This is a genomic window from Hydrogenophaga sp. (genome assembly GCF_030656115.1).
GTDB lineage: Bacteria > Pseudomonadota > Gammaproteobacteria > Burkholderiales > Burkholderiaceae_C > Hydrogenophaga.
Genome location: NZ_JAUSOO010000076.1, coordinates 1 through 23680 on the forward strand (window position 1 = coordinate 1; position 23680 = coordinate 23680).

Consider the following 23680-nt stretch of genomic DNA (forward strand, 5'->3'; position numbering starts at 1 on the left):
CCACTGTCGTCGGCTTGGTGCGCCTGCGCACACCCTCCAGTAAAAACCTTATTTCCTCGAACTTCTCTCTGCTGATATCACTGGCGTAGGTTGATCTCATTCCCACATTTTCTCATCCGACCTGATCAAATCGTAAACACGCTCTGAGACAGATTGACTATGCTTCGTTGTTTTGTGCCGCTGTAGACAACGTTATCCAGCCAACCTCTTGCTGAGGAAATGGACCTCTGTTCTGGTTCAGCTTCCACAGGTGGATGCTCACCAAATCGGTGGCGTTGGACGTAGATGAGGCTTTGGCAATTGCGGGTGAAACACTACCGCTTGTCCCGGTGGTTCCCGCTCCCGCTGAGGAGCAGCCGTCTGTGACCGTGCCGGTCAAAGTGCCGCCGAAAATCTACCTCACACCACCACGGGCACAAGCAAGACCGCCACTGACCTGCCGCCAGCGCAAAACCACATCAAACCCGCACAGGCTGACGGGCCCAGCGCCAGCCTTCAGCGCGCAAACCGCTTGCGCGTCAGCCCCAGCGCCAGCCAGAACGCGGCCACGGTGTACACCAGCAACACCCCGGCGTGCAGCCAGGCGTGTTCGGGCCACTGGTCCATGAACAGGGGGCGCACCAGTTCCACCGCATTCGTCAGCGGCAGCCAGTCTGAAATGGCCCGCACCACGCCCGGCAGCTGTTCGCGCGGAAAGAACACGCCCGAGAGAAACATCATGGGCGTGAGGACCAGTGTGAAGTAGTAGGTGAAGAAGTCGTAGCCCTTGGCCAGCGCATTGAACACCAGGGCAATGCACGAAAACGTGATGCCCACACCCAGCAGCACCGGCCAGGCCAGCAGCAGCTTAGGCGCGTAGCTGATGCCCAGCGCCAGCATCACCAGCATGATGGCGGTCACCGAAAACAGCGCCTTGAACGCGGCCCACAGCATTTCGGCCAGCACCACGTCGTCCAGGCTCACCGGCGCGTTCATGATGCCGTCCCAGGTTTTCTGCACATGCATGCGCGAAAACGCGGAATACAGCGCCTCAAAACTCGCCGCGTTCATGGCGCTCATGCAAATGCTGCCGCTGGCCAAAAACAGGATGTAAGGCACCGCCACCGGGCCCTGTGGCGTGTTGAAGGTGACTTGCCCCACCAGCGCACCCATGCCGTAGCCAAACGCCACCAGCCACATCAACGGCTCGGCAATGTTGCCCACCAGGCTGGGAATGGCCAGCTTTTTCCAGACCAGCAGGTTGCGCAAAAACACCGGCCACCAGCGGCCAGACAGACGGGGCGGGGAGAAATGAGAACCCCCCGCCGCGCTGCGCGCGACCCCCCTGGAGGGGGGTGCACCCTTCGGCCCGGCGAAGCCGGTTCCGTGGGTGCCCTGGGTTTTGCTGTCCCTGCCGTCGGTCGGCTGTGGGTTCTGTGAGCTTGTCATGTCAACCTTCCTCCCGGATCTGCCGTCCGGTCAGTTTCAAAAACAGGTCTTCCAGGTTGGCGGGCCGGTGCAGCGTGCGCAGTTGCGGCTGTGCGCTCAGCGCGGCCAGCAGTGGCAGGGCTTGGGCGGTGTAGAAGAACACGGTTTCACCGCTCACCTCCACCCGTGCGGCCAAGGCACGCAGCGGCGCGTGTGCCTCAGCGTGCGCCAGCGCCAACGCGCCCTGGCCGTACACCTCCACCACATCGGGCTCCAGGTGCTGCGCAATCAGCTCGCGCGGGCGGCCCTCGGCAATTTTGCGGCCATGGTCCAGCACCAGCAGGCGCGAACACAGGCGCTCGGCCTCGTCCATGAAGTGGGTGGTCAGCAAAATGCTTTTGCCCTGTTGCAGCAGCCGTTGCAGCCGCTCCCACATCAGGTGGCGGGCCTGCGGGTCCAGGCCGGTGGTGGGCTCGTCCAGCATCAGCAGGCGCGGGTCGTTCACCAGCGCCCGCGCCAGGCTGAGCCGCCGTTTCATGCCGCCCGACAACTCGCCCGGTTTGGCATCGGCCTTGTGCGCCAGCGCGGCAAAGTCCAGCAGCTGCGGAATGCGCGCCCGAATGTCCGCCGCCTTCAGGCCAAAGTAGCGGCCATACACCAACAGGTTTTCGGCGCACGAAAAATCGGGGTCGAGGGTGTCCATCTGGCTCACCACACCCAACTGCGCCTTGATCGCCAGCGCATCGCGCGGCATGTTCAGCCCAAAGGCGGTGATCTGCCCCGCGTCCGGCGCGGTCAGGCCCAGACACATGCGGATGGTGGTGGTTTTGCCCGCGCCGTTGGGGCCAATCACACCCAGGCATTCGCCGGGTTCAATGTCAAAACACAGGTCGTCCACCACGGTGGTGGTGCCGTAGCGTTTGACGAGGTTCTGGCAGGAGAAGAGGGGAGCGGTCACGGTGCGGTGGGTGCTTGGTGTGTGGGGCGGCATGCCATGGATCGCTCAGATTATGGCCAGCACCGGCGCCGCCCATGCCGGGGATAATGCGGGCACTTTGGTTTATGGCCCCGGCCCCCGCCCATGTCCTTCGCTGTTTTTCTCCAATACCTGCTGCCCAAGCGCGCCCTCACCGAGTTCGCGGGCTGGTGCGCCAACTCAACAGCCACCTGGTGGGTGCACAACGTCATTCCGTGGTTCATCAAGCGCTACGGCGTGAACATGGCCGAGGCCGCCAACCCCGACCCGCGCAGCTACGCCACCTTCAACGCCTTCTTCACCCGCGCCCTGAAACCCGGTGCGCGCCCGCTGGCGCAGGCCGACTTTGTGTGCCCGGTGGACGGTGCCATCAGCCAGCACGGGGCCATTGAAAAAGACCAGATTTTTCAGGCCAAGGGCCACCACTACAGCACGCGGGCGCTGGTGGGCGGCGACGCGGCGCTGGCGGCCCAGTTTGACGACGGTGCCTTTGCCACCATCTACCTCAGCCCCAAGGACTACCACCGCATCCACATGCCCGCCGCCGCCCGGCTGCGCCGCATGATTTATGTGCCCGGCGAGCTGTTCTCGGTCAACCCGGCCACGGCGCGTGGCGTGCCGGGGTTGTTTGCGCGCAACGAGCGCGTGGTGTGCGTGTTCGACATGCCCTGCGGCCCCCAAGGCGAGCTGCGCCCCTTTGTGCAGGTGCTGGTGGGCGCCACCATTGTGGGCAGCATGGCCACCCCGTGGCACGGCGTGGTCAACCCGCCGCGCCCGGGCCAGGTGCGCGAGTGGACCTACGACGACCCGGCCGTCTACCTGCAACGCGGCGAACACATGGGCACGTTTTTGCTCGGATCCACCGTGGTGCTGCTCTGGCCCAAAGACACCATGGCCTTCAACCCCCAGTGGGCCGCCGGGCAGGGCGTGCGCATGGGCGAGGCCATGGGCCAGGCGCTGAATTGATGTTTGTAAAAGGAACAACCCCCATGACCACCCTCGGAACCCCCTTGTCCCCCTCGGCCACCCGCGTCATGTTGCTCGGCGCGGGCGAGCTGGGCAAAGAAGTGCTGATTGCGCTGCAACGCCTGGGCGTCGAAACCATCGCTGTGGACCGCTACGACAACGCCCCCGGCCAGCAGGTGGCGCACCACGCCCGCACCATCACCATGAGCGACCCGGCGCAACTGCAAGCGCTGATTGAGGCCGAAAAGCCCGACTTGGTGGTGCCCGAAATTGAAGCCATCGCCACGCCGGTGCTGCAAGCGCTGGAAGCCGCTGGCGTGGTGCGCGTGGTGCCCACCGCACGCGCCGCCCGCCTGACGATGGACCGCGAAGGCATCCGCCGCCTGGCCGCCGAAACCCTGGGCCTGCCCACCAGCCCATACCGGTTTTGCGATTCGCTGGCCGAGTTGCAAGCCGCCATCGACGCAGGTATCGGCTACCCCTGCATCGTCAAACCCGTCATGAGCAGCAGCGGCAAAGGCCAAAGCAAAATCGACGGCCCCGCCGACGTGCAAACAGCCTGGGACTGCGCCATGGCCGGTGGCCGTGTGGGGCCGGGCCGCATCATCGTGGAAGGCTTCATCGACTTCGACTACGAAATCACCCAACTCACCGTGCGCGCCCGTGGCGCTGACGGCCAGATCGAAACCCATTTCTGCGACCCCATCGGCCATGTGCAGGTGAGCGGCGACTACGTGGAAAGCTGGCAACCGCACCCCATGACGCCCGCCGCGCTGGCCGAGTCGCGCCGCATCGCCAAGGCCGTCACAGACGATCTGGGCCAAGGCCACGACGGCCAGCCCTCGGGCCTGGGCCTGTACGGCGTGGAACTGTTTGTGAAAGGCGACCAGGTGTGGTTCAGCGAAGTGAGCCCGCGCCCGCACGACACCGGCATGGTGACCCTGATCACCCAATGGCAAAACGAATTTGAACTGCACGCCCGCGCCATCCTGGGCCTGCCGGTCAGCACCTCCCTAAAAAGCCCCGGCGCCAGCGCCGTCATCTACGGCGGCGTGGACGCCACAGGCATCGTGTTCGACGGCGTGGACGACGCCCTGCGCGTGCCCCACAGCGAAATCCGCCTGTTCGGCAAACCCGAAAGCTTCACCAAGCGCCGCATGGGCGTGGCGTTGGTGTTTGATGCCGACGTGGAGGTGGCGCGTACGCAGGCCAAGCTGGCAGCGGGCAAGGTGAAGCCGCGCCGGGCTTGAGGGCCTGCTGCCTTCGGGAACTTAAACCCGGGAGCCGGGAGATCCCCCACCCCAGCCCTCCCCCAGCGGGGGAGGGAGCCAAAGTCTTCCCAGCAACAAGGCGCCGCAGCGTAGAGCGCCCCCACCCCAGCCCAGAGGGGGAGGGAGCCAAAACATGGCCCTGCACAGGCGTTGGCGGGTAACGGTGTCTTGCCCCTTCCCCCGCTGGGGGAAGGCTGGGATGGGGGCAGGCGCGCGATGGCCAGTCCGGCCTGTTTTCAACAGACCTTGAGCGGATGCCCCTCTGTCCCCCTCTCCCGCAAGCGGGAGGGAGTCAGACCTTTTGCGCCACCCGCACCGCCGCCTGGTGAATGGCCGCCCGCACGCGCGGATACGTGCCGCAGCGGCAGATGATGCCGCTCATGGCTTCGTCAATTTGCTCGTCGGTGGGTTGCGGGTGGGTGGTGAGCAGGGCGTGGGCCTGCATGATCTGGCCGCTCTGGCAGTAGCCGCACTGCACCACGTCCAGGGCGGTCCAGGCGGCGCGCAGTGCGTCGGCCACCGGGCCTTGCAGGCCTTCGATGGTGGTGACCGACTGGCCCGCGGCGCTGCCCAGCGGCGTCACGCACGAGCGGGTGGGCACGCCGTCCAGGTGCACGGTGCAGGCGCCACACAGCGCCATGCCGCAGCCAAACTTGGTGCCGGTGAGCTGCAGCTCGGTGCGCAGCACCCAGAGCAGGGGTGCGTCGGGTTCTACATCCACCTGGGTGGGTTGGCCGTTGAGTTGAATGGGGGTCATGGTGGGGTTCTGGTGTGCGGGGGGCGTTCAGGCCAGCCGCAGCGGCAGGCTGCGCAGGCGCTGGCCGGTGAGGGCGAACAGGGCGTTGGCCACGGCGGGCGCAATGGGCGGCAGGCCCGGCTCGCCCACGCCTTCGGGCGCTTCGGTGCTGGGCATCACGGCGCATTCGATGGCGGGGCACTCGTGCATGCGCAGCGCGGGCTGGTCGTGAAAGTTGCTGGCCTGCACCTGGCCGTTGACGATGTCGATCTGGCCGTACAGCGCGGCGGAGAGGCCGTAAACGATGGCGCTTTCCAGTTGCTGCACGATCAGTTGCGGGTTCACCGGCGTGCCGCAGTCAATCGCGCACCACACGCGGTGCACCTGGATGCTCTGGTCGGCCCGCACCGACACCTCGGCCACCTGCGCCACCACCGAGCCAAACGATTCGTGCAGCGCCACACCCCGTGCGCGCCCGGCCGCCACCGGTTGGCCCCAGCCGCTCAGGCTGGCGGCTTGTTGCAACACGGCCAGATGGCGCGGGTGCTGCTGCAGCAAACCGGCGCGAAAAGCCACCGGGTCGGCCTGTGCGGCGTGGGCCACTTCGTCCAGAAAACACTCTTTGAAAAATGCCTGGTGCGAATGCCCCACGGCGCGCCAGAAACCCACCTGCAGCGGCAGGTCCACCGCCTCGTGGGCGATGCGCGCGGCGGGCCATTCGTAGGGCTGGTCAAACGCGCCTTCCGAGGTGGTTTTGTCGGGCCCGCCGCCGGGCAGGCCGAAGTTGCGCTGGAGCACCTGGGGCACGATGGCCTGGCCCGCCGAGGTGTTTTTCCAGGCCAGCAGCTGGCCTTCGGCGCTCAGCCCGGCGCTGAAGCGCGCCACGCAGGCCGGGCGGTAAAAGTCGTGCTGCATGTCTTGCTCGCGTGTCCACACGGTTTGCACCGGCGAGCCCTCGGCGGCGCGGGCAATGGCGGCTGCCTGGGCCACAAAGTCCACCTCCAGCCGGCGGCCAAAGCCACCGCCCAGCAGCATCACGTTCACCGTCACGGCGTCGGGCTGCAGGCCCAGCACACCGGCCACCGCGTCGCGCGCCATGCTGGGCACCTGGGTGGACACCCACACCGTGGCCCGGCCGTCTTTCAGCAGCACGGTGCAGTTCATGGGCTCCAGGGTGGCGTGCGCCAGGTAGGGCGCACGGTATTCGGCGTTTACGCTGCGGGCCGCGCTTTGCAGGGCCGCATCCACGTCGCCGGTGCTGTGGTAAGTGAACCCCTTGGCGCCGTCTTCCAGCGTCTGGGCCAGTTGGGTCATCACGTCGGCGCTGTTGAACGCGGCCAGCGCGCCGTGTTCCCAGGTCACGTCCAGCGCAGCCAGCGCCCGCTGCGCCTGCCAGGGCCGGCCCGCGATCACCGCCACGCCGCCGGTGCCGCCGTGCAGCGGCTCCACCGCCAGCACCTGGCGCACGCCGGGCAGGGCGCTGGCGGCCGCTGCGTCGAACCGGGCCGCGCGCCCGCCCAGGGTCGGGCACATGCTGAGCGCCGCATACAGCAGGCCGGGCGGCAGGGCGTCGATGCCAAACAGGGCGCTGCCGGTGATCTTGGCCTGGCTGTCCAGCCGGTGCATGGGCTGGCCAATGAGTTTGAATTCGGCATGCGTCTTGAGCCGGATGCGCGACGGCACCCCCACCTGCGCCGCCGCGGCGGCCAGCGAGCCGTAGTCCGCGATCTGCCCGCTCGGCCCCAGCACCTGGCCGCGCTCGGTGCGGCAGTCGGCCAGCGCCACGCCCCACTGTTGCGCTGCCGCCGCCAGCAGCATCTGGCGCGCCGCCGCACCGGCCTCGCGCATGGGCAGCCACAGGTCTTTCACGCTGCTGGAGCCGCCCGTCATCATCACGCCCACATGGCCCACCACCTTGGCTGTGAGGTGGCTGGCCACCCGGCGCGCCAGACCCTGGCTGTCGGGGTGAAACGGCAGGCCGTCCACCACCGCGCTGACGTTGGTGTAAATCTTGTCGATGGGCGCCATTTCGGTGGTGACGCGGCTCCAGTCAGCGTCCAGCTCGTCGGCCAGCAGCATCGACAGCGAGGTCAGCACGCCCTGGCCCATTTCGCTTTTGCTCATGATCACCGTGACCGCGCCGTCTGCGCTGATCTTGACCCAGCCGTTGAAAGCCGCCTGCCCGGGTTGCACCGGCAAGGGCTCGTCGGTCAGCAGGCGCTGGCGCGGCGGCAGCACCGCCCAACCCAGCACCAGCGCGCCGGCGGCGGCCACGCTGCTCAAAATGAAGTTTCTACGGGTGGTCATGGGGTTTGGGGTCAAAAGACCGAGTATGGGGTAGGTATGCGCAGCACTGTAAGGCGCGCAAGCCTCCATCCCCGTCGCACCCGGTCATACCAGCGCCATGGGTGGGACAATGCGGCCCCATGGCCCGCCCCAAATCCGCCTCCCACGACCTCAAGCGCGAACAGATTCTGGACGTCGCTTCGCAGTGCTTCGCCCGCCAGAGCTTCCCCGCCGCCAGCATGAACGACATCGCCACCGCCTGCGGCACCAGCAAAGCGCGGATCTACCACTATTACGAGAGCAAAGAAGCCATTCTGTTTGACCTGCTCGACCGTTACACCCAGCGCCTGCTGGCCCTCATTGGCGAGGCCGAGGCGCGGGCCGAGCGCAAAAACCTGAACGAGCGCGACGCGCTGAGCGAGCTGGTGCGCGCCTTTCTGACCGAATACGAACACTCCGCCACGCGCCATGTGTCGCTGGTGTCCGACACCCAATTTCTGGGCGACACCCAGCGCGAACTGATCCTGAACCGCCAGCGCGACGTGGTGGCCGCCTTCACCCGTTTCTTGAAACGCGCCTACCCCAAGCGCGTCACCCCGGCCAACCAGACCGCGCTCACCATGATCCTGTTCGGCATGATCAACTGGACCTTCACCTGGCTGCGCCCCGGTGGCCCCATGAGCTACGCCGCCTTTGCCGATGAGGTGGTGGCGGTGCTGGAGCGGGGTTTGTCGGGGTGAGTGATTGGGTTTGTAATGTAAAATAGCATTACTTTTCAACCCGCATAAAGGCTGCCCCATGACCGCTTTGACCATCACCGCCAAAGGCCAGATCACCCTGCGCCGTGAACTGTTGCAATACCTGGGCATTGCGCCGGGCCAGCAGGTGGAGGTTCACAAACAAGCCAACGGCGTGCTGACGTTGCAGGCCAAAGCGCCCGAGGGACTGGAAGTCTTTGCGGGCTGCCTGCCACCGCCACCCCAAGCACTCCGTGTGGACGAAATGAACGCCATCATCGCCAGCGGTTGGGCGGGGCAGCCATGAAGGTCACGCTCGACACCAACGTGCTGGTGCGGCTGGCCACGCAAGACGACCCGGCTCAAGCCGCCCTGGCTTTGCGTGTGTTGCAAAAAGCCAGCCTGATTGCGGTGCCCACCCCGGCGCTGTGCGAGCTGGTGTGGGTGCTCCTGCGCGGCTACCGCTACACCCCGGCACAGGTGGCGCACGCCCTGCGCACGCTGTTGCAGGTGCGGCAAGTGGTGTGCCACACGCCCACCGTACTGGCCGGGCTGGCGCTGCTGGAGAGCGGCGGCGACTTTGCCGATGGCGTGATTGCCGCTGAGGGCGACTTGCTGGGCGGCACCGAATTTGTGTCGTTCGATCAGCAGGCCATCAAACTGCTGAAGGCACAGAAACGCAAGGTGCGGTTGCTAGCGGCGTGAGACGGCCAGAACGGTCCGCTCTCCTAGCGCTGGAAGCCCGGCTACTTCGCCTAAAAAATTCACCTATATGAAATTCATTTCGTTTAGGTAAAATACTGCCACTTGTTGCACCGCCCACACTGGAGACCCCCATGAGCAAAGCCTTCGCCTCCCAGGCCGACCTGGAAGACAAAAAGATCACCTTCGAACAGCTCAGCCCGCATTGCTGGGCCTACACCGCCGAAGGCGACCCGAACTCCGGCGTCATCATTGGCGACAAGTTCATCATGGTCAGCGACGCCACCGCCACCCCGGCCATGGCGCGCGACCTGATCAAACAGATCCGCACCGTCTCCGACAAGCCCATCAAATACGTGTTGCTGACCCACTACCACGCCGTGCGCGTGCTGGGCGCCAGCGCTTACGTGGCCGAAGGCGCCACCGAAGTCATTGCCAGCCAGGGCACGCTCGAACTCATTCAAGAGCGCGGCGCGCAAGACATGCAAAGCGAAATGGAGCGTTTCCCGCGCCTGTTCCGTGGCGCCGACTCGGTGCCCGGCCTCACCTGGCCCACCCTGGTCATTGGCGGCGGCGACGCCACCCAAGGCGAAGTGCCCGGCAAGCTCACCATCGACCTCGGCGGCGTGAAGGTGCAGATCTGGAGCCCCGGCCACGGCCACACCCGAGGCGACACCATCGCCTGGGTGGAAGAAGAAAAAGTGCTGTTCAGCGGCGACTTGGTGGAATACGAAGCCGGTGTGTACACCGGCGACGCGCAGCTGGCCGAATGGCCCGCCACGCTGGAAGCGCTGCGCGCCCTGAACGCCGAGTTCATCGTGCCCGGCCGCGGCGAAGCCATGAAGGGCAACGCCGATGTGAACAAGGCGCTGGACTACACCCAGCGCTGGGTCACCACCCTGTTTGCCGCCGGCAAAGAAGCCGCCGCCGCCGGCATGGACCTCAAAGCCGCCATGGCCCACACCCGCAAAACCATGGACCCGGTGTTTGGCCACGTGTTCATTTACGAACACTGCCTGCCGTTCGACGTGAGCCGCGCGTACGACGAAGCCAGTGGCATCAAGAACCCCCGCATCTGGACCGCCGAGCGCGACATGGACATGTGGAAAGCGCTGCAGAGCTGATCAAGGCCCTGCCGAGCACCCCAAAAAGCCGCCTTCGGGCGGCTTTTTGCTGGGCGCTTGCCGCCCGGCCCTTTGCTACTATGCCCACTAACCGTCGCCAGACTCTTGCCGTTGATGCCTCACCACCACCCCAAGCCACACCACCCACCCCGCCACCCGCCCGATCAGGCACCTGGCCACGCGGCAGGGCCACACGGGCGCGGCAGCATACCGGCTTCGCGCATATTGGCCTTTGTGGATGAGGCGCAGCTGGACGGCTGGCTGGCGCCGCTGGTGCCCGACGCCGCAGACCGCGCGTTTGTGTCGCGTTGTCTGGTGGGTGAGGGGCCCATTCACCACCGCGGTTCCAACTACATATTGCTCGCGTTGCTGGGTCAGGCGCTGCAAGCCCGCGGGGGTGCGAAGCCCACCGAGGGCGGTGCACCTGTGCCCATGCGTTTGCCTCCCCACTTGGCCGACGTGGTGGAAGACAGCCACTACCCCCTGCAGCTGCCGCTGCAGGCCCTGCGTTCGCTGGCTGGTGGCGACAGAGAGCAGCTCGATGCCATGGTGGATTGCCTCACCGACGGACCCCCTCAGCATGCGCTGGCCAACGTGGTGATGGTGGCCTTGCTGCAAAACCTGCTGGGTACACCGCCCGATGAGGCTCCGGCGCCTGGTAAGGGTGGTGCTTTCGGATGAGCGATTTGCAACAGCAGGCATTTCGCCTCGCTGCGAGCGAGCTGGGCATGGCGTCTGCGGCCTGGTTGTTTGTGCGTGAAACTGCGGCCGTGGCGCAAGACGCGGGTGTGGCCGCGTTGCGAGACGATCTGGGTCGCGCCTGGCCGGTGCTGGACGCCGTGTGTGCAGGCTGGCTGGCGGGCGTGCACGCGCCAGACCTGGCGCTGGACCCGGTGCTGCCGCTGCTGAACAGCGCCTCGCGTGTGGTGCTGGTGGGCCATGAGGCGCTGTGGGTGGACCCGCTGCTGAAAGCCTTGCCGCCAACGGTGCGTGTGGGCCTGGTGCTGGAAGGCGACCCGCAAACCCAATGGGCGCGTGTGCTGGCCAACCATGGCGAGCGTTTGCAGGCACTGTCGCTGGCCAACTTTCAATCATGGGCTGGGCCGCGCTCGGTTTTGCTCACCTTTGTGTACGGCGCAACCGAAAGCCAGGTGTTTGTATTGCCGGCCTGGTTGCGCACCACCGGGCCCGACGTGCGCATGCAGTTCCGCTCGCTGCTGGGTTGGCGCATTCTGGATGTGCCGCTGGAAATTTACCCCCGCTGGTTGGTTGCGGCCGACGTCAGTACCCTGACCGATCTCAAAGGCTGATGGCGCGTCGCACCCACTTCAACGCCGACTCAATGAGGCTCCGTACACCATGATGATGAACGCCCAGGTGGGTTTTGCGCTCACGTTGGTGATCACGCTGGTGGCTCAGGCACTGCTGCCTTCGCACCGCCTGCTCATTGTGCTGACGGGTGCTGCGCTGTCGTGCGCAGGGGCTGCATTGGCCGGCGTGGCCAGTGTGGTCGCGGTGTTTGCCGGTCTGCCCTGGAATGTGTTGCTCATTTTGGTGGCGCTGGGCTTGTTCACCCACCGCCTGGCCGACACGCAGGTGTTCGGTCTGGCTTCGGTGGCTCTGGTGCGTCTGGCGCGGGCGCACCCGGTGGGTTTGCTGGTGCTCAGCACCTTGGGCACGTACGCTGTGTCGTCGGTGGTGAACAACCTCACCGCGCTGCTGGTGATCTTGCCGGTGCTGCTGACGGTGTTTGCGCTGGCGGGCGTTTCGCAGCGGTTTGTGGTGTGGTCGCTGGGCCTGATGCTGGTGGCCTGCAACCTGGGCGGCGCAGCCACACCCATTGGCGACTTTCCGGCGGTGTTGTTGTTGGGCAGTGGTGCCATGAGTTTTGAAGCCTATCTGCGTGCGGCCATGCCCGCTACGCTGTTGGCGCTGGCCCTTCTGATTGGGCTGGTGCTGGCGCTGCGACCCGCGCAGGACGTGCCGGTGACCCCGTTGGGGCGGCGCCTGACGCTGGCGACGCTGAGCCAGCTGTATCGAGGCGTGCACCTGGACTGGCGCCTGCTTGCGCCTTGCCTGGGCGCGCTCGCGTTCATGGTTGCAGGTTGGCTGCTGTTGCCTCCCGCCTGGGGCATTGGCCCTGAAATGGTGGCCTGGATGGGCGCGGGTCTGGTGCTGCTGGCGCAGCCGACACACGGAGAGGCCGCGCTCAAGCGAGCGGTCGATGTGGAAGCGGTGCTGTTTTTGCTGGCGTTGTTTCTGATGGTGGGCGTGGTGCGCGAGACGGGGCTGTTTGGCGATCTTGCGGCTTTGTTGCAGTCTGTACCGCTGACGCCCGAGGGGCAGTTGGTGCTGTTTTTGGTGGTGGCAGCCGTGCTGACCGGGCTGTTTTCTGCCGGGCCAAGTATGGCCGCGTTGCTGGAGGTGGCCGACGTCCTGTCCCAGCAGATGCCAGGAGACGCGGTTTATGTGGGGCTTGCACTGGCGGTGTGCGCTGGCAGCAGCCTCTTTCTGACCGCTGCCACCGCTGGGCCGTTGATGCAGAGCTTGGCCGAGCGCGCTGCGCTGCGCGATGTGCATGGCCGGCCAGTGCAGTTCGGCTTTCGCGAATACCTGGGGGTGGGCCTGCTGGGCTTCACCGTGATTCTGGCGGTCGCCATTGGGCGCACGCTGTGGGTGATCCGCTGAACCGCGTCCTCAAAATGACATGAACCTGCCTTCAATGCCCCATGCCATGCCCCACCTGCTGGGCCACAACGCGCTGGACTGGACCGTGGTGGCGGTCTTTGCCACCGTTTACCTGGGCATGTTTCTGGGCGGTCTGCCGCGCCTGAAGCTCGACCGCTCGGGCGTGGCGCTGCTGGGCGCCATTGCGGTGATTGCGCTCACCGGGCTGCCGCTGGAAGACGCTGCGCAGGCGGTGGACCTGCCTACCATCGTGCTGCTGTTTGCGTTCATGGTGGTTTCAGCGCAAATGCGGCTGGGCGGGTTTTACACCGAAGTGACGCGCCGGGTGGGTGGCCTGGCACTGTCGCGCCGGGGTTTGCTGGCCGCACTCATCGGGGTGGCGGGCGGGCTGTCGGCCATTTTTTCCAACGACATCATTTGCCTGGCCATGACGCCGGTGGTGGCGCGGCTGTGTTTGCAGCGCGGGCTGAACCCGGTGCCGTTTCTGATTGGGCTGGCGTGTGCGGCCAACATCGGCTCGGCTGCCACGCTCATTGGCAACCCGCAAAACATGCTCATTGGCTCGGTGCTGCAGCTGCCGTTTGGCGGCTATGTGCGCCAGGCGCTGGGGCCGGTGGTGTGGTCGCTGGGGCTGTTGTGGCTGTGGCTGGCGTATGGGCCGGGCTCCAACAACGGCGCGGACGAGCTGGCGCAGCCCGTGGCGGTGAACGTGCCGCTGGACGACGCGCCCGCGTTTGACCGCTGGCAAACCGCCAAGGGCCTGGGTGTGGCCGGGGTGTTGCTGCTGGTGTTTCTGTTCACCGACTGGCCGCGCGACGTGGCTGCGCTGGTGGGCGCGGGCGTGTTGCTGCTGAGTCGGCGCCTGCATTCGTCGCACGTGATGGGTTTTGTGGACTGGCAGCTGCTGCTGCTGTTCATGGGCCTGTTTGTGGTGAACCATGCGTTTGAGGGCACCGGTCTGGCCGCCGAAGCGGTGGCCTGGCTGGCCGGGCACGGCGTGGCCCTGGCCGACCCCGGGCCGCTGCTGGTGGTGGGCGTGGCGCTGTCCAACCTGGTGTCCAACGTGCCGGCCGTGATGCTGCTGCTGCCGCACCTGGGCGCCAACGCCCAAGAGGCCGGGGTGTTGCTGGCGCTGGTGAGCACCTTTGCCGGCAACCTGCTGCTGGTGGGCTCCATTGCCAACCTGATCGTGGTGGACCTGGCTGCCAAACAGGGCATTGCCATCGACTGGAAGCAGCACGCGTTGACCGGTATTCCGGTCACGCTGGGCTCGCTGGCGGTGGTGTGGGGCTGGATGCGTTGGGTGGGCTGAACCCCGGCACCGGCGTTGCCGGGCCGCCAGTGCCGCCCCCTTGGGGGTGACACCGAAGGCGGCGCGGGGGTCAGTGAATCGACGACAAAAACTGCTGCAGCTCAGGCGTTTGCGGGTGGCCAAACAGCTCGGCGGGTGGGCCCATTTCGTGCACGCGGCCCTGGTGCATGAAGATCACGCGGTCGCTCACCTTGCGGGCAAAGCCCATTTCGTGGGTCACCATCAGCAGGGTCATGCCCTCGTCGGCCAGCGATTCCACCACCCGCAACACCTCGCCCACCAGTTCGGGGTCGAGCGCCGAGGTGATTTCGTCGCACAGCAACACGCTGGGCTCCATGGCCAGGGCGCGCGCAATGGCCACGCGCTGCTGCTGCCCGCCCGAGAGCTGGTCGGGAAAAGCGTCGAACTTCTCGCCCAGGCCCACACGCTCCAGCAACTGGCGCGCGCGCGCCGCGCCAGCGGTGGGGTCGGTTTTCTTCACCAGTCCGGGTGCCAGCATCACGTTTTTGCCCACGCTCAAATGCGGGAACAGGTTGAAGTTCTGGAAGATCATGCCCACGTGCTGGCGCAGCTCGCGCATGGCGGCGGGGTTGTTGTGCATCAGGGGCTGGCCGTCCACACTCAGCTTGCCACTCTGGAACACCTCCAGCCCGTTGATGCAGCGCAGCAGCGTGCTCTTGCCCGAGCCGCTTTTGCCGATGATGGCGATCACCTCGCCGGGCTGCACCTGCAGGTCGATGCCTTTGAGCACCTCGTTGCTGCCATACGACTTGCGCAGTTGCTGGATGTGGACGATGGGGGCCGGTGCTTGGGCCAAGTTAGCGCTGGACATTCATTTTCCTCTCAAGATTGCGCGCATACAGGCTCACAGGGAAGCACAGCGCAAAGTACATCAGGGCGACACAGCTGTAGACCAGAAACGGCTGGAAGGTGGCGTTGGTGATCATGGTGCCGGCCTTGGTGAGTTCCACAAAACCAATGACCGAGGCCAGTGCCGTGCCCTTGACCACCTGCACCAGAAACCCCACGGTGGGCGCAATGGCGATGCGCGTGGCCTGCGGCAGCACCACGTAGCGCAGCTGTTCGCCAAAGTTCAGCGCCAGGCTCTGCGCGGCTTCCCACTGGCCCTTGGGCACGGCGGCCACGCAGCCGCGCCAGATTTCCACCAGAAACGCGCTGGTGTAGAGCGTGAGCGCCACGGCGGCGGCCATCCAGGCCGAGGTGTCCACGCCAAAAAGCGCCAGACCAAAGTAGGCCAGGAACAGCTGCATCAGCAGCGGTGTGCCCTGAAACAGCTGCACGTAGCCCGCGACAAACGTGGGCGCGCCAGGCCAGCGGGCGGTGCGCGCCACCAGCAGCGCCAAGCCCACCAGGCCACCGCCCACAAAGGCCATGAGCGAGAGGCCCACCGTCCAGCGCGCGGCCAGCAGCAGGTTGCGAACGATGTCCCACAGAGAAAAATCAACCACGGCGGCCCCCGAAGAAAAAGCGCGGACCAGCCCAGTTCAGCAGGCTGCGCACACCCATGGACAGCAGCAGGTAAATGCCGGTGGCGATGATGAAGGCTTCAAACGCGCGGAAGTTGCGGCTTTGAATGAGGTTGGCCGCGTAGCTGAGTTCTTCGGTGGAGATCTGGCCGCACACCGCCGAGCCCAGCATCACGATGATGATCTGGCTGGTGAGCGCAGGCCACACCTTTTGCAGCGCGGGCGGCAGCACCACGTGGAAGAAGGTTTGCACCCGCGACAGCGCCAGACTGGCCGCTGCCTCCAGTTGGCCGCGTGGGGTGGCGTCGATGCCGGCGCGCACGATCTCGGCCGCGTAGGCGCCCAGGTTGATCACCATGGCAATCACCGATGCGGTTTCGGGCGTGAGCTTCACGCCTGCGGCCGGCAGGCCAAAGAACACAAAGAACAGCTGCACGATGAAGGGTGTGTTGCGGATGAGTTCCACATAGCTGCCCACCACCCAGCGCAGCCACAGCGGGCCGCTGCTGCGCGCCCAGGCGCAGAGCGTGCCCAGCAGCAGGCCGAGGATGGCCGATATGGCGGTCAGGCCCAGCGTCCAGAGCACACCTTTGGCGAGCAACGGCCACTGCAGCAGCACGGCGATGAAGTCGAGTTCGATGCGCATGGCGCCCGTTCCTGGTGTGCTTCAGCCGGGTTTATTCGGGCAAGGTGCCCGCCGGGCGGCCCAGCCACTTCTTGGCCAGGGCGTCGATCTCGCCCGACTTTTTGGCCGCGATGATGATCTCGTTGACCTTCAGGCGCAGCGGATCTTCGCCCTTGGCCACGCCGATGAAGTTGGGGCTGTCTTTGAGCAACAGCTTGTATTCGGCGCCCAGTTGCGGGTTGCGCGCCATCATGTTGCCGGCCACCGAAGCGCCGGTGGCGATCAGCTGGGTCTGGCCCGAGACGAAGGCGGACACGGTGGCGTTGTTGTCTTCAAAGCGCTTCACGTCGGCGGTGGGCGGTGCCAGCTTGGTGAGTTCCTGGTCTTCAATGGCGCCGCGTGTGACGCCGATGGACTTGCCGGCGAGGTCGGCGAAGCTGGTGACCGTGAGCGACTTGGGGGCGAACACGGCCTGGAAGAAGGGCGAGTAGGCGGCGGTGAAGTCGATCACTTTTTCGCGCTCGGCGTTTTTGCCCAGCGTGGAGATCACCAGGTCGGCCTTGCGGGTCTGCAGGTAGGGAATGCGGTTGGCGCTGGTCACCGGCACCAGCTCCACCTTCACGCCGAGCTTGGTGGCGATGAGCCGGGCGGTGTCCACGTCCAGGCCCTGCGGCGCGAGGTCGGTGCCCACAAAGCCGTAGGGCGGGAAGTCGGTCGGCACGGCGATCTTGATGGTCTTGGCCTTCATCACGTCGTCGAGCGCGGTCTGGGCGTGGGCGGTGCCCAGGCTGGCGAGCGCGCCCAGGGTGGTCAGTGCGGCGGTGGCAAGAAATTGGCGTTTGGTGGTCATAGCAAGGCTCCTAGGTAGGTTTCGGGGGCGGGGTCGGGTGGTTTGGGGGTTGACGCGCGGCTTTTGGGGGCACGCGGTGCCGGGGAAATGGGGGCGAGGGCTTCGCGCAGATCGGCCAGTGGGTCGTTGACCGGCGCCAGGCGCAGCGCGGCCTGCACCTGGCCAATGTGTTCTTCCATCAGGCGCTCGGCCTGCGCCACGTCGCCACGCGACAGCGCTTCGACAATGGCCACGTGGTCCTGGCACGACTGCACCGCGTCGTGCGTGCTTTGGTAGAGCATGGCAATGAGCGTGGTGCGCGCGGTGAAGTCGCGCAGCGTGTCGGCCAGCAACTGGTTGCCCAGGCATTCGGCCAGGCACACATGGAAGTCGCCCAGCAGGTAGCTGCGCTGGCCCACGTCGTCGCCTTTGAGGGCGTCTTGTTCTTGCTTCAGGTGTTGCTTCAGGCGTTTGATGGCGGCTTTGTCCACCGGGCCGGTGCGCCGGATCAGGCCGGTTTCAATGACGCGGCGCGCCTCGAACGCTTCCCGCGCTTCGTCGTGCGAGGGCTGCACCACATACCAACCGCGGCGCGAGCTGACGGTGACGATCCCGCGCGCGGCCAGGCGCACCAGCGCCTCGCGCACCAGGGTGCGGCTGCAGTCGAACAGCATGCACAGGCTTTGCTCGCCCAGGCGGGTGCCGGGGGCCAGGCGTTGGGCCAGGATGGCTTCGATGATGCGTTGGGCGATGTCGGTGGAGCTGACCATGGAGAAACCTTTGGGGTTCCTTCATGCGATTTCCGTGCCATGCCCATACCAGTCTTGTATGCAAGATTGGTGCACCCGACTTGTGCGGCAGTGGGTGGAAATTGGGCGCCCGGTGGCCTGGTGTGGTGCGTTGCCCGGTGGGTGTGGGGCCGTCCCGCCCCAGTTTGGCGCGCCGCTTCAGCGCTGCGCGGCCAGCGCCCGCATGTCGTCTTCGTAGCCTTTGAGCACGCGCACGGCGTTGGCGCGCTGCTCGGTGGTGGTGGTGTTGTGCAGCGCCGCAAACTGGGCACAGCCGTGTTGCACCAGGGCCTGGCTGTTGGCGTTGTAGCCGGCCGTGGGGGTTTGCAGCACGCGGATGAGGTAACTGCGGCTGGCGTCCAGGGCGGTGCCGTTGGGGCTGTTTTGCAGGGTTTGAAGCGTCTGGCGCAGCTCGCTCTGGCGGCGCAGACGCTCTTGCAGGGCCTTCTGGGGGTCCCAGGGCGACTGTTGCAGGCCACTGCGCACCAGCTCGCGCTGGGCGGGGCTCAGGCGGCCGTACAGCATTTCGCTGCGGCTCACGGCCTGGTCCACCCGCCGGTTCAGCCGCTCTTCGGGGCTGCCTTCCAGATACTCTTCTGCAAACGATTGGTTGCCCTTGTCCTGGTGGCGCTGCAGGTGGGCCATTTGCTCGCGGTCGAGCTGCTGCCCCAGCCGGGTGAGCGGCTCCAGGCCACGCTCGCTGGCGCGCTGCACGGCGGCGCGCACGGCTTCGAATTGCGCACAGGCCTGGGCCGGGCTCATGTCTTGGGGGGCCAGCGCCTGCCACTGCTGCAGCTGGCGGGCGTAGGTGGGCAGCTCGGTGCTGCGGTGCCAGCCCAGAAAGGTGTCGATGTCCTGACGCGCCTGGGTGGACTGTGCCGAGCTGAAGTCCATGTAGCCGTCCAGCCACCAATACAGCAGGTTGGGCGACTGGTTGTAGGCCAGCCGCGTGGTGCTGCAGGCACCGAGCGTGAGCGCAGTCAGCAGCGCCAGGGTCAACCAAAAACGGCGGGCGATAATCTTCGAATCAATCAACCAAAGGCTCCTCAGGGGCTCAGCAGAGGTGTTCATGTCGTTCCAGGTGGATGTGGTGGTGATGGCGGCGGGCAAGGGTACACGCATGAAAAGCTTGCGGCCCAAAGTGTTGCACCGTTTGGGCGGACGCGCCTTGGCGCAGCACGTCATCGACTGTGCAGCGCGGTTATCGGCCCGCTCGGTGGTGGTGATCACCGGCCACGGCGCCGAGCAGGTGGAAGCCGGCCTGAGCGCGCCCGAGGCGGCGCCTGGCGCTGCGGCCACCGCGCTGAAATACGTGCGCCAGGAGCCCCAGCTGGGCACCGGCCACGCGGTGCAGCAGGCGGCCCCCGCGCTGCCCGACGACGGCGTGACCCTGGTGCTCTCGGGCGACGTGCCGCTGACCCAGCCCGACACCCTGCAAGCCTTGCTCGACCTGTGCGCCGGCGAGCGCCTGGCGCTGCTGACGCTGGACATGCCCAACCCCACCGGCTATGGCCGCATCGTGCGCGCCGCAGACGGCGCGGTGCAGGCCATCGTGGAGCAGAAAGACGCCAGCGAAGCCCAGCGCGCCATCACCGAGATTTACAGCGGCATCATGGCCGTGCCCACGCGGCTGCTCAAGGGCTGGCTGGCGCGGCTGGACAACCAGAACGCCCAGGGCGAGTACTACCTGACCGACGTGGTGAAGTTCGCCGTGGGCGACGGTCTGGGCGTGCAGGCCCACCGCATCGACGACGCGGTGCAGGTGGCCGGGGTGAACAGCCCGCTGCAACTCGCCGAGCTGGAGCGGGCCTACCAATTGCGCGTGGCCGAGGCGCTGATGGTGCAAGGCACCCGCCTGGCCGACCCGGCGCGGCTGGACGTGCGCGGCACGCTGGTGTGTGGGCAAGACGTGGAAATTGACGTGAACGCCGTGTTTGAAGGCCGCGTGGTGCTGGGCGACGGTGTGCGCATTGGGGCGAACTGCGTGATCGCCAATGCGGTGATTGAAGCGGGCGCGGTGATCCACCCGTTCACCCACATCGACGGCGAAAAACTCGGCGTGAGCGTGGGCCCCGGCGCGCTGGTGGGGCCGTTTGCCCGCCTGCGCCCGGGTGCGAAGCTGGGCGCCGAGGTGCACATTGGCAACTTCGTTGAAGTGAAAAATTCCACCCTGGCCGCTGGCGCCAAGGCCAACCACCTGGCCTACCTGGGCGACGCCACGGTGGGCGAGCGGGTGAACTACGGTGCGGGCAGCATCACCGCCAACTACGACGGCGCCAACAAGCACCGCACCGTGATCGAGGCCGATGTGCACGTGGGCAGCAACTGCGTGCTGGTGGCCCCCGTCACGCTGGGCGCGGGCGGCACGGTGGGCGGCGGTTCCACCATCACCAAGAGCACACCCCCGGGCGCGTTGTCGGTGGCGCGCGGCAAGCAAGTCAGCATCGAGAGCTGGCAACGGCCGCAAAAGAAGAAGGTTTGATCGGCGGCGCGTTGTTCCACGCGCTGTGCGCTTGCGAACAGACGCGACCCGAAGCGCCGTTCATGCTCCAGATGGCTTTTTCCACTGGAGATCACGATGAACTACGAAGAGCGCGACGCTTACGGCATGTACAAAATGGCGGGTGCCGACGGCGCTGGCCCCGACGACCACCACGGGCCGGGGCCGCACCTCATGGGCGCTGACACGCTCATCGGCAACGATGTCTTCAACGCCGACGGCGAAGACCTGGGCGACATCAAAGAAATCATGCTCGACATGCGCAGCGGGCGGGTGAGCTACGCGGTGCTGTCGTTTGGCGGCTTTCTGGGCATGGGCGAGAAGCTTTTTGCGGTGCCCTGGGCCGCGCTGAAGCTGGACACCGAGAACAAGCGCTTCACCCTCAACGTGAACCAGCAACAGCTCGAAGGCGCTCCGGGCTTCGACAAAAACCACTGGCCCGACATGGCCGACACGAGCTGGGAACGAAGAATTCACGCCTTCTACGGCACCCTGCCGCACAGCGACACGCCGAGCGTCTGACCGGCGCGCGTGACGAGCATGCACATTCGCGTCGGCTTCGAGATGGCGTTCCAGTGTCCCGGCCCGACGCCGATGATCCTGGCGCTCAGCATCCACCCCTCCCGCGCCGTCGATCTGGTGCGCGCGGACCTTTTGGTTACCGACCCACCTGTGCCTGTGACGGCGTACCGCGACCTCTTCGGCAACGGGTGCAGCCGCCTCGTGGCGCCGCCGGGGCGCTTTGTGCTGAGCGCCGACGCGATCGTTCACGACAGCGGTTTGCCCGACCCCGCGGCAACCGGCGCGGTGCAAACGCCGGTGCAGTGGCTGCCCGAGGAGACGCTTGTTTACCTGCTGGGCAGCCGCTATTGCGAGACGGACCAACTCTCCAACATGGCCTGGCAACGGTTTGGCGCTGGCCCCACCGGCTGGCAGCGGGTGCAGGCGATCTGCGATTTTGTCCACCGGCACATCACATTCGGCTACCAGCACGCGCGCAGCACGCGCACCGCCTGGGAGGCCTACAACGAAGGGGTGGGCGTGTGCCGCGACTACGCCCACCTGGCCATTGCGCTGTGCCGCTGCATGAACATTCCGGCACGGTATTGCACCGGCTACCTGGGCGACATCGGCACCCCGCCACCGTATGGCCCGATGGACTTTGCCGGCTGGTTCGAGGCTTTTCTGGGCGACCGCTGGTACACCTTTGATGCCCGCAACAACACACCGCGCATCGGCCGCGTGCTGATGGCCCGGGGCCGCGACGCCTGCGACGTGGCCCTGACCAGCACCTTCGGGCCGAACACCTTGCAGCGTTTCAAGGTCTGGACCGACGAGGTGCGGCCCGAATGACCTATGGAGCGGACACCACGCCCCATGGCCTCCCGGTTTTCGCCCGCCACATCGACGGTGCTGCCGCATGCGGGTGCCGCAAAAAAGGGCAGTTTCACGCCCGCAACCGCAGCGGGCCGGCACCACAATCCCCCATGACCTCAGAAACCCCCGCCACGCTCCTCTGCTCAGAATGCCCGTTGCGGCCGCTCGCTTTGTTTCAGGCGCACGAGCCTGCTGAACTGGAGCTGGTGCAATCGCTCAAGCGCCGTGACCTGTACCTGCCGCCGGGGCGCGCGTTGATCCAGGAAGGGCAGGTCGACGCGCCGCTCTACACGCTGCAAAAGGGCTGGGCGTTTCGCTTCAAAACGCTGAGCGACGGGCGCCGCCAGATTTTGAGTTTCCTGCTCGCGGGCGACTTCATTGGTGTGCAGCAAAAGATGGGCGACGCGGCGGCCCACGGCGTGGAAACGCTGACCGACGCCGCGTTTTGCGTGTTCCAGCGCGACTCGCTGTGGGAGATCCACCGCCGTTCACCCACCATGGGCTTCAACGTGACCTGGCTCACCGCGCACGAAGAGTCGCTGGTGGACGACACCTTGCTCTCCGTGGGGCGGCGCAGTGCCGAAGAGCGCATTGCCATGCTGCTGATTCTGTTGTTCAAGCGTGCCGCTGCGCTGCAGGCCGATGCGGGCGCCCAGGGTGTGCCGTTTCCCCTGACGCAGCAGCACGTGGCCGATGCGCTGGGGCTCTCGCTGGTGCACACCAACAAGACGCTGCGCAAGCTGGAGCGCCGGGGCCTGCACCAGATCCGCGAGGGTCGGCTGTACATGCGCGACGTGAGGGCGCTCGCGCGGCTGGCCGACCTGTATGGCGATGGTCGCCCACCCGTGCGCCCGCTGGTGTGACCGTGGCATGGCGCGTGGCATCTTGACAACCTGTAACACCTCGGTTTGGATTCATGTCTTTGTACACACAGAACGGCTGACCTGCGACCTACATTGCGTTCCACCCTGCTTCCCGCCTTTCCGGCCCGCAGGGACATCGACCAACTCCGGACCTTCAAGGACCGGGTTTCAGATGGAACGACAGACCCAACGAGGTCGCATGACAACCCTCCCACGTTTCAACAGCAACCAACTGCTCGCAGGCCTCTCCAGCGCCGAACGGCAACTGCTGGAGCCCGATCTGGAATGGATCGAACTGGCAACCGGCACCGCGTTGCATTCAAGCGGCAAGGCGCTGCGCCATGTGTACTTCCCCACCAACGCCACCGTGTCCCTGGTGTCCTTGATGGCCGACGGCGCTTCGGCCGAAGTGGCCGTGGTGGGCCGGGAGGGCATGGTCGGCGTTTGCGCCTTCATGGGCAACGCCAACCCCTTGAGCGATGCCGTGGTGCAACGGCCCGGTCACGCCTGGCGCATGAGCACGCCGGCCGTGCTGCACCACACCCGGCGTTCGCCCGATTTCATGCACGGCTTGCTGGGCTACACCCAGGCCTTGTTCACGCACATGGCCCAGTGCTCGGCATGCAACCGCCACCACGCCTTGGACCAGCAGCTGTGCCGCTGGCTGCTGCTGCATCTGGATCGCCAGGACGGCGCCGACCTGCAGATCACGCAGGAGCGCATCGCCTACCTGCTGGGCGTGCGCCGCGAGGGCGTGACCCACGGTGCGCTCAAGTTGCATAAGGCCGGGCTGATCGACTACCGCAGAGGCCAGATTTCGATCATCGACCGCCACGGCCTGGAAGCGCGCAGCTGCGAGTGCTACGGCGTGGTGCGGCGGGCTTACGACCGTCTGTCGTGCACCCACAGCGCAACCCGCCATTCGCCCACAAACTCTGCACCGGGACGGATGTCCCCGGCAATGCACTGCCCAACGCTGCAGTCCAGCTGACGCGTGTGCGGCGGT

25 protein-coding genes and 1 pseudogene are annotated in these 23680 nt (G+C 66.3%); 15 read left to right on the forward strand and 11 right to left on the reverse strand.

From position 1 onward, the window contains the following. The 3 genes and pseudogenes from Q7J58_RS10765 to Q7J58_RS10775 form a co-directional block, all read right to left on the reverse strand. Positions 1–100: pseudogene (locus Q7J58_RS10765) on the reverse strand (IS5/IS1182 family transposase); the annotation flags it as partial. Positions 101–495: 395 nt separating this feature from the next. Further along, on the reverse strand, positions 496–1275 hold the full coding sequence (locus tag Q7J58_RS10770; RefSeq protein ID WP_304827526.1) for an ABC transporter permease: 780 nt from the start codon (positions 1273–1275) through the stop codon (positions 496–498). 154 nt (positions 1276–1429) lie between these two features. After that, the gene (locus Q7J58_RS10775; protein WP_304827426.1) at positions 1430–2398 is read right to left on the reverse strand and encodes an ATP-binding cassette domain-containing protein; all 969 of its coding nucleotides are present in this window, start codon (positions 2396–2398) and stop codon (positions 1430–1432) included. A 90-nt stretch (positions 2399–2488) separates the two neighbouring features. On the opposite strand from Q7J58_RS10775, the gene asd reads away from it, so the two are divergent. After that, positions 2489–3349: an archaetidylserine decarboxylase gene (gene asd, locus Q7J58_RS10780; RefSeq protein WP_304827429.1), complete on the forward strand. Its 861-nt coding sequence runs from the start codon at positions 2489–2491 to the stop codon at positions 3347–3349. Between the two features lie 23 nt (positions 3350–3372). After that, positions 3373–4599 (forward strand): formate-dependent phosphoribosylglycinamide formyltransferase, encoded by a 1227-nt coding sequence (purT, locus tag Q7J58_RS10785; protein ID WP_304827431.1) that lies wholly within the window; start codon positions 3373–3375, stop codon positions 4597–4599. Between the two features lie 313 nt (positions 4600–4912). Here the strand turns inward: purT and Q7J58_RS10790 are convergent, their stop codons facing one another. Beyond that, the gene (locus Q7J58_RS10790) at positions 4913–5377 is read right to left on the reverse strand and encodes a (2Fe-2S)-binding protein (protein WP_304827434.1); all 465 of its coding nucleotides are present in this window, start codon (positions 5375–5377) and stop codon (positions 4913–4915) included. Positions 5378–5404: 27 nt separating this feature from the next. Beyond that, complete coding sequence (locus Q7J58_RS10795; RefSeq protein ID WP_304827437.1) at positions 5405–7663, reverse strand: xanthine dehydrogenase family protein molybdopterin-binding subunit; 2259 nt, start codon at positions 7661–7663, stop codon at positions 5405–5407. 119 nt (positions 7664–7782) lie between these two features. Here Q7J58_RS10795 and Q7J58_RS10800 point away from each other — a divergent pair, with 119 nt between their 5' ends. From Q7J58_RS10800 to Q7J58_RS10835, 8 genes are all read left to right on the forward strand, one after another. Further along, entirely contained in the window at positions 7783–8382 is a 600-nt protein-coding gene (locus Q7J58_RS10800) for a TetR/AcrR family transcriptional regulator (RefSeq protein WP_304827439.1), read from the forward strand. Between the two features lie 58 nt (positions 8383–8440). Next, positions 8441–8686: an AbrB/MazE/SpoVT family DNA-binding domain-containing protein gene (locus Q7J58_RS10805; protein WP_304827442.1), complete on the forward strand. Its 246-nt coding sequence runs from the start codon at positions 8441–8443 to the stop codon at positions 8684–8686. Beyond that, a complete protein-coding gene (locus Q7J58_RS10810) occupies positions 8683–9084 on the forward strand; it encodes a type II toxin-antitoxin system VapC family toxin (RefSeq protein WP_304827445.1) in 402 nt (133 codons plus the stop codon). Before Q7J58_RS10805 ends, Q7J58_RS10810 begins: the two co-directional genes overlap by 4 nt. A 131-nt stretch (positions 9085–9215) precedes the next feature. After that, positions 9216–10205 carry an MBL fold metallo-hydrolase gene (locus Q7J58_RS10815; RefSeq protein WP_304827448.1) on the forward strand — a complete coding sequence of 330 codons (990 nt, stop codon included), beginning with the start codon at positions 9216–9218 and terminating at the stop codon, positions 10203–10205. 114 nt (positions 10206–10319) lie between these two features. Then, the gene (locus Q7J58_RS10820; RefSeq protein WP_304827451.1) at positions 10320–10886 is read left to right on the forward strand and encodes a hypothetical protein; all 567 of its coding nucleotides are present in this window, start codon (positions 10320–10322) and stop codon (positions 10884–10886) included. Beyond that, a complete protein-coding gene (locus Q7J58_RS10825) occupies positions 10883–11515 on the forward strand; it encodes a hypothetical protein (protein ID WP_304827453.1) in 633 nt (210 codons plus the stop codon). The genes Q7J58_RS10820 and Q7J58_RS10825 overlap by 4 nt, the downstream gene beginning before the upstream one ends. Before the next feature lie 49 nt (positions 11516–11564). Beyond that, positions 11565–12893, forward strand: a complete 1329-nt coding sequence (locus Q7J58_RS10830) for an SLC13 family permease (RefSeq protein WP_304827456.1) — start codon at positions 11565–11567, stop codon at positions 12891–12893. A gap of 19 nt (positions 12894–12912) precedes the next feature. Further along, complete coding sequence (locus Q7J58_RS10835; protein WP_304827459.1) at positions 12913–14205, forward strand: anion transporter; 1293 nt, start codon at positions 12913–12915, stop codon at positions 14203–14205. 70 nt (positions 14206–14275) lie between these two features. On the opposite strand, the gene Q7J58_RS10840 is transcribed toward Q7J58_RS10835, so the two are convergent. From Q7J58_RS10840 to Q7J58_RS10865, 6 genes are all read right to left on the reverse strand, one after another. Beyond that, positions 14276–15037, reverse strand: a complete 762-nt coding sequence (locus Q7J58_RS10840) for an amino acid ABC transporter ATP-binding protein (protein WP_304827461.1) — start codon at positions 15035–15037, stop codon at positions 14276–14278. Beyond that, positions 15024–15674: an amino acid ABC transporter permease gene (locus Q7J58_RS10845; protein ID WP_304827464.1), complete on the reverse strand. Its 651-nt coding sequence runs from the start codon at positions 15672–15674 to the stop codon at positions 15024–15026. The genes Q7J58_RS10840 and Q7J58_RS10845 overlap by 14 nt, the downstream gene beginning before the upstream one ends. Further along, positions 15667–16338, reverse strand: a complete 672-nt coding sequence (locus Q7J58_RS10850) for an amino acid ABC transporter permease (RefSeq protein ID WP_304827467.1) — start codon at positions 16336–16338, stop codon at positions 15667–15669. The genes Q7J58_RS10845 and Q7J58_RS10850 overlap by 8 nt, the downstream gene beginning before the upstream one ends. Before the next feature lie 31 nt (positions 16339–16369). After that, complete coding sequence (locus Q7J58_RS10855) at positions 16370–17167, reverse strand: transporter substrate-binding domain-containing protein (RefSeq protein WP_304827470.1); 798 nt, start codon at positions 17165–17167, stop codon at positions 16370–16372. Further along, positions 17164–17916, reverse strand: coding sequence for a GntR family transcriptional regulator (locus Q7J58_RS10860; RefSeq protein WP_304827473.1), 753 nt, complete (start codon positions 17914–17916; stop codon positions 17164–17166). Before Q7J58_RS10860 ends, Q7J58_RS10855 begins: the two co-directional genes overlap by 4 nt. 177 nt (positions 17917–18093) lie before the next feature. Then, positions 18094–18969, reverse strand: coding sequence for a DUF6279 family lipoprotein (locus tag Q7J58_RS10865; RefSeq protein ID WP_304827476.1), 876 nt, complete (start codon positions 18967–18969; stop codon positions 18094–18096). Between the two features lie 34 nt (positions 18970–19003). Between Q7J58_RS10865 and glmU the strand changes: the two genes are divergently transcribed. From glmU to Q7J58_RS10890, 5 genes are all read left to right on the forward strand, one after another. After that, the gene (gene glmU / locus Q7J58_RS10870; RefSeq protein ID WP_304827479.1) at positions 19004–20416 is read left to right on the forward strand and encodes a bifunctional UDP-N-acetylglucosamine diphosphorylase/glucosamine-1-phosphate N-acetyltransferase GlmU; all 1413 of its coding nucleotides are present in this window, start codon (positions 19004–19006) and stop codon (positions 20414–20416) included. Positions 20417–20512: 96 nt separating this feature from the next. Next, positions 20513–20956: a PRC-barrel domain-containing protein gene (locus Q7J58_RS10875; RefSeq protein ID WP_304827481.1), complete on the forward strand. Its 444-nt coding sequence runs from the start codon at positions 20513–20515 to the stop codon at positions 20954–20956. 18 nt (positions 20957–20974) lie between these two features. Then, the gene (locus Q7J58_RS10880; RefSeq protein ID WP_304827484.1) at positions 20975–21787 is read left to right on the forward strand and encodes a transglutaminase family protein; all 813 of its coding nucleotides are present in this window, start codon (positions 20975–20977) and stop codon (positions 21785–21787) included. Between the two features lie 134 nt (positions 21788–21921). Continuing rightward, positions 21922–22674: a Crp/Fnr family transcriptional regulator gene (locus Q7J58_RS10885; protein ID WP_304827486.1), complete on the forward strand. Its 753-nt coding sequence runs from the start codon at positions 21922–21924 to the stop codon at positions 22672–22674. Positions 22675–22873: 199 nt separating this feature from the next. Then, a complete protein-coding gene (locus tag Q7J58_RS10890; protein ID WP_304827489.1) occupies positions 22874–23665 on the forward strand; it encodes a Crp/Fnr family transcriptional regulator in 792 nt (263 codons plus the stop codon). Positions 23666–23680 lie beyond the last annotated feature (15 nt).

Bases quoted from the DNA above. Each gene is read 5' to 3' on its own strand.
- Q7J58_RS10775 (WP_304827426.1), bottom strand. From the start codon at position 2,398: ATGCCGCCCCACACACCAAGCACCCACCGCACCGTGACCGCTCCCCTC.
- asd (WP_304827429.1), top strand. From the start codon at position 2,489: ATGTCCTTCGCTGTTTTTCTCCAATACCTGCTGCCCAAGCGCGCCCTC.
- purT (WP_304827431.1), top strand. From the start codon at position 3,373: ATGACCACCCTCGGAACCCCCTTGTCCCCCTCGGCCACCCGCGTCATG.
- Q7J58_RS10790 (WP_304827434.1), bottom strand. From the start codon at position 5,377: ATGACCCCCATTCAACTCAACGGCCAACCCACCCAGGTGGATGTAGAA.
- Q7J58_RS10795 (WP_304827437.1), bottom strand. From the start codon at position 7,663: ATGACCACCCGTAGAAACTTCATTTTGAGCAGCGTGGCCGCCGCCGGC.
- Q7J58_RS10800 (WP_304827439.1), top strand. From the start codon at position 7,783: ATGGCCCGCCCCAAATCCGCCTCCCACGACCTCAAGCGCGAACAGATT.
- Q7J58_RS10805 (WP_304827442.1), top strand. From the start codon at position 8,441: ATGACCGCTTTGACCATCACCGCCAAAGGCCAGATCACCCTGCGCCGT.
- Q7J58_RS10810 (WP_304827445.1), top strand. From the start codon at position 8,683: ATGAAGGTCACGCTCGACACCAACGTGCTGGTGCGGCTGGCCACGCAA.
- Q7J58_RS10815 (WP_304827448.1), top strand. From the start codon at position 9,216: ATGAGCAAAGCCTTCGCCTCCCAGGCCGACCTGGAAGACAAAAAGATC.
- Q7J58_RS10820 (WP_304827451.1), top strand. From the start codon at position 10,320: ATGCCTCACCACCACCCCAAGCCACACCACCCACCCCGCCACCCGCCC.
- Q7J58_RS10825 (WP_304827453.1), top strand. From the start codon at position 10,883: ATGAGCGATTTGCAACAGCAGGCATTTCGCCTCGCTGCGAGCGAGCTG.
- Q7J58_RS10830 (WP_304827456.1), top strand. From the start codon at position 11,565: ATGATGATGAACGCCCAGGTGGGTTTTGCGCTCACGTTGGTGATCACG.
- Q7J58_RS10835 (WP_304827459.1), top strand. From the start codon at position 12,913: ATGAACCTGCCTTCAATGCCCCATGCCATGCCCCACCTGCTGGGCCAC.
- Q7J58_RS10840 (WP_304827461.1), bottom strand. From the start codon at position 15,037: ATGTCCAGCGCTAACTTGGCCCAAGCACCGGCCCCCATCGTCCACATC.
- Q7J58_RS10850 (WP_304827467.1), bottom strand. From the start codon at position 16,338: ATGCGCATCGAACTCGACTTCATCGCCGTGCTGCTGCAGTGGCCGTTG.
- Q7J58_RS10855 (WP_304827470.1), bottom strand. From the start codon at position 17,167: ATGACCACCAAACGCCAATTTCTTGCCACCGCCGCACTGACCACCCTG.
- Q7J58_RS10860 (WP_304827473.1), bottom strand. From the start codon at position 17,916: ATGGTCAGCTCCACCGACATCGCCCAACGCATCATCGAAGCCATCCTG.
- glmU (WP_304827479.1), top strand. From the start codon at position 19,004: ATGTCGTTCCAGGTGGATGTGGTGGTGATGGCGGCGGGCAAGGGTACA.
- Q7J58_RS10875 (WP_304827481.1), top strand. From the start codon at position 20,513: ATGAACTACGAAGAGCGCGACGCTTACGGCATGTACAAAATGGCGGGT.
- Q7J58_RS10880 (WP_304827484.1), top strand. From the start codon at position 20,975: ATGCACATTCGCGTCGGCTTCGAGATGGCGTTCCAGTGTCCCGGCCCG.
- Q7J58_RS10885 (WP_304827486.1), top strand. From the start codon at position 21,922: ATGACCTCAGAAACCCCCGCCACGCTCCTCTGCTCAGAATGCCCGTTG.
- Q7J58_RS10890 (WP_304827489.1), top strand. From the start codon at position 22,874: ATGACAACCCTCCCACGTTTCAACAGCAACCAACTGCTCGCAGGCCTC.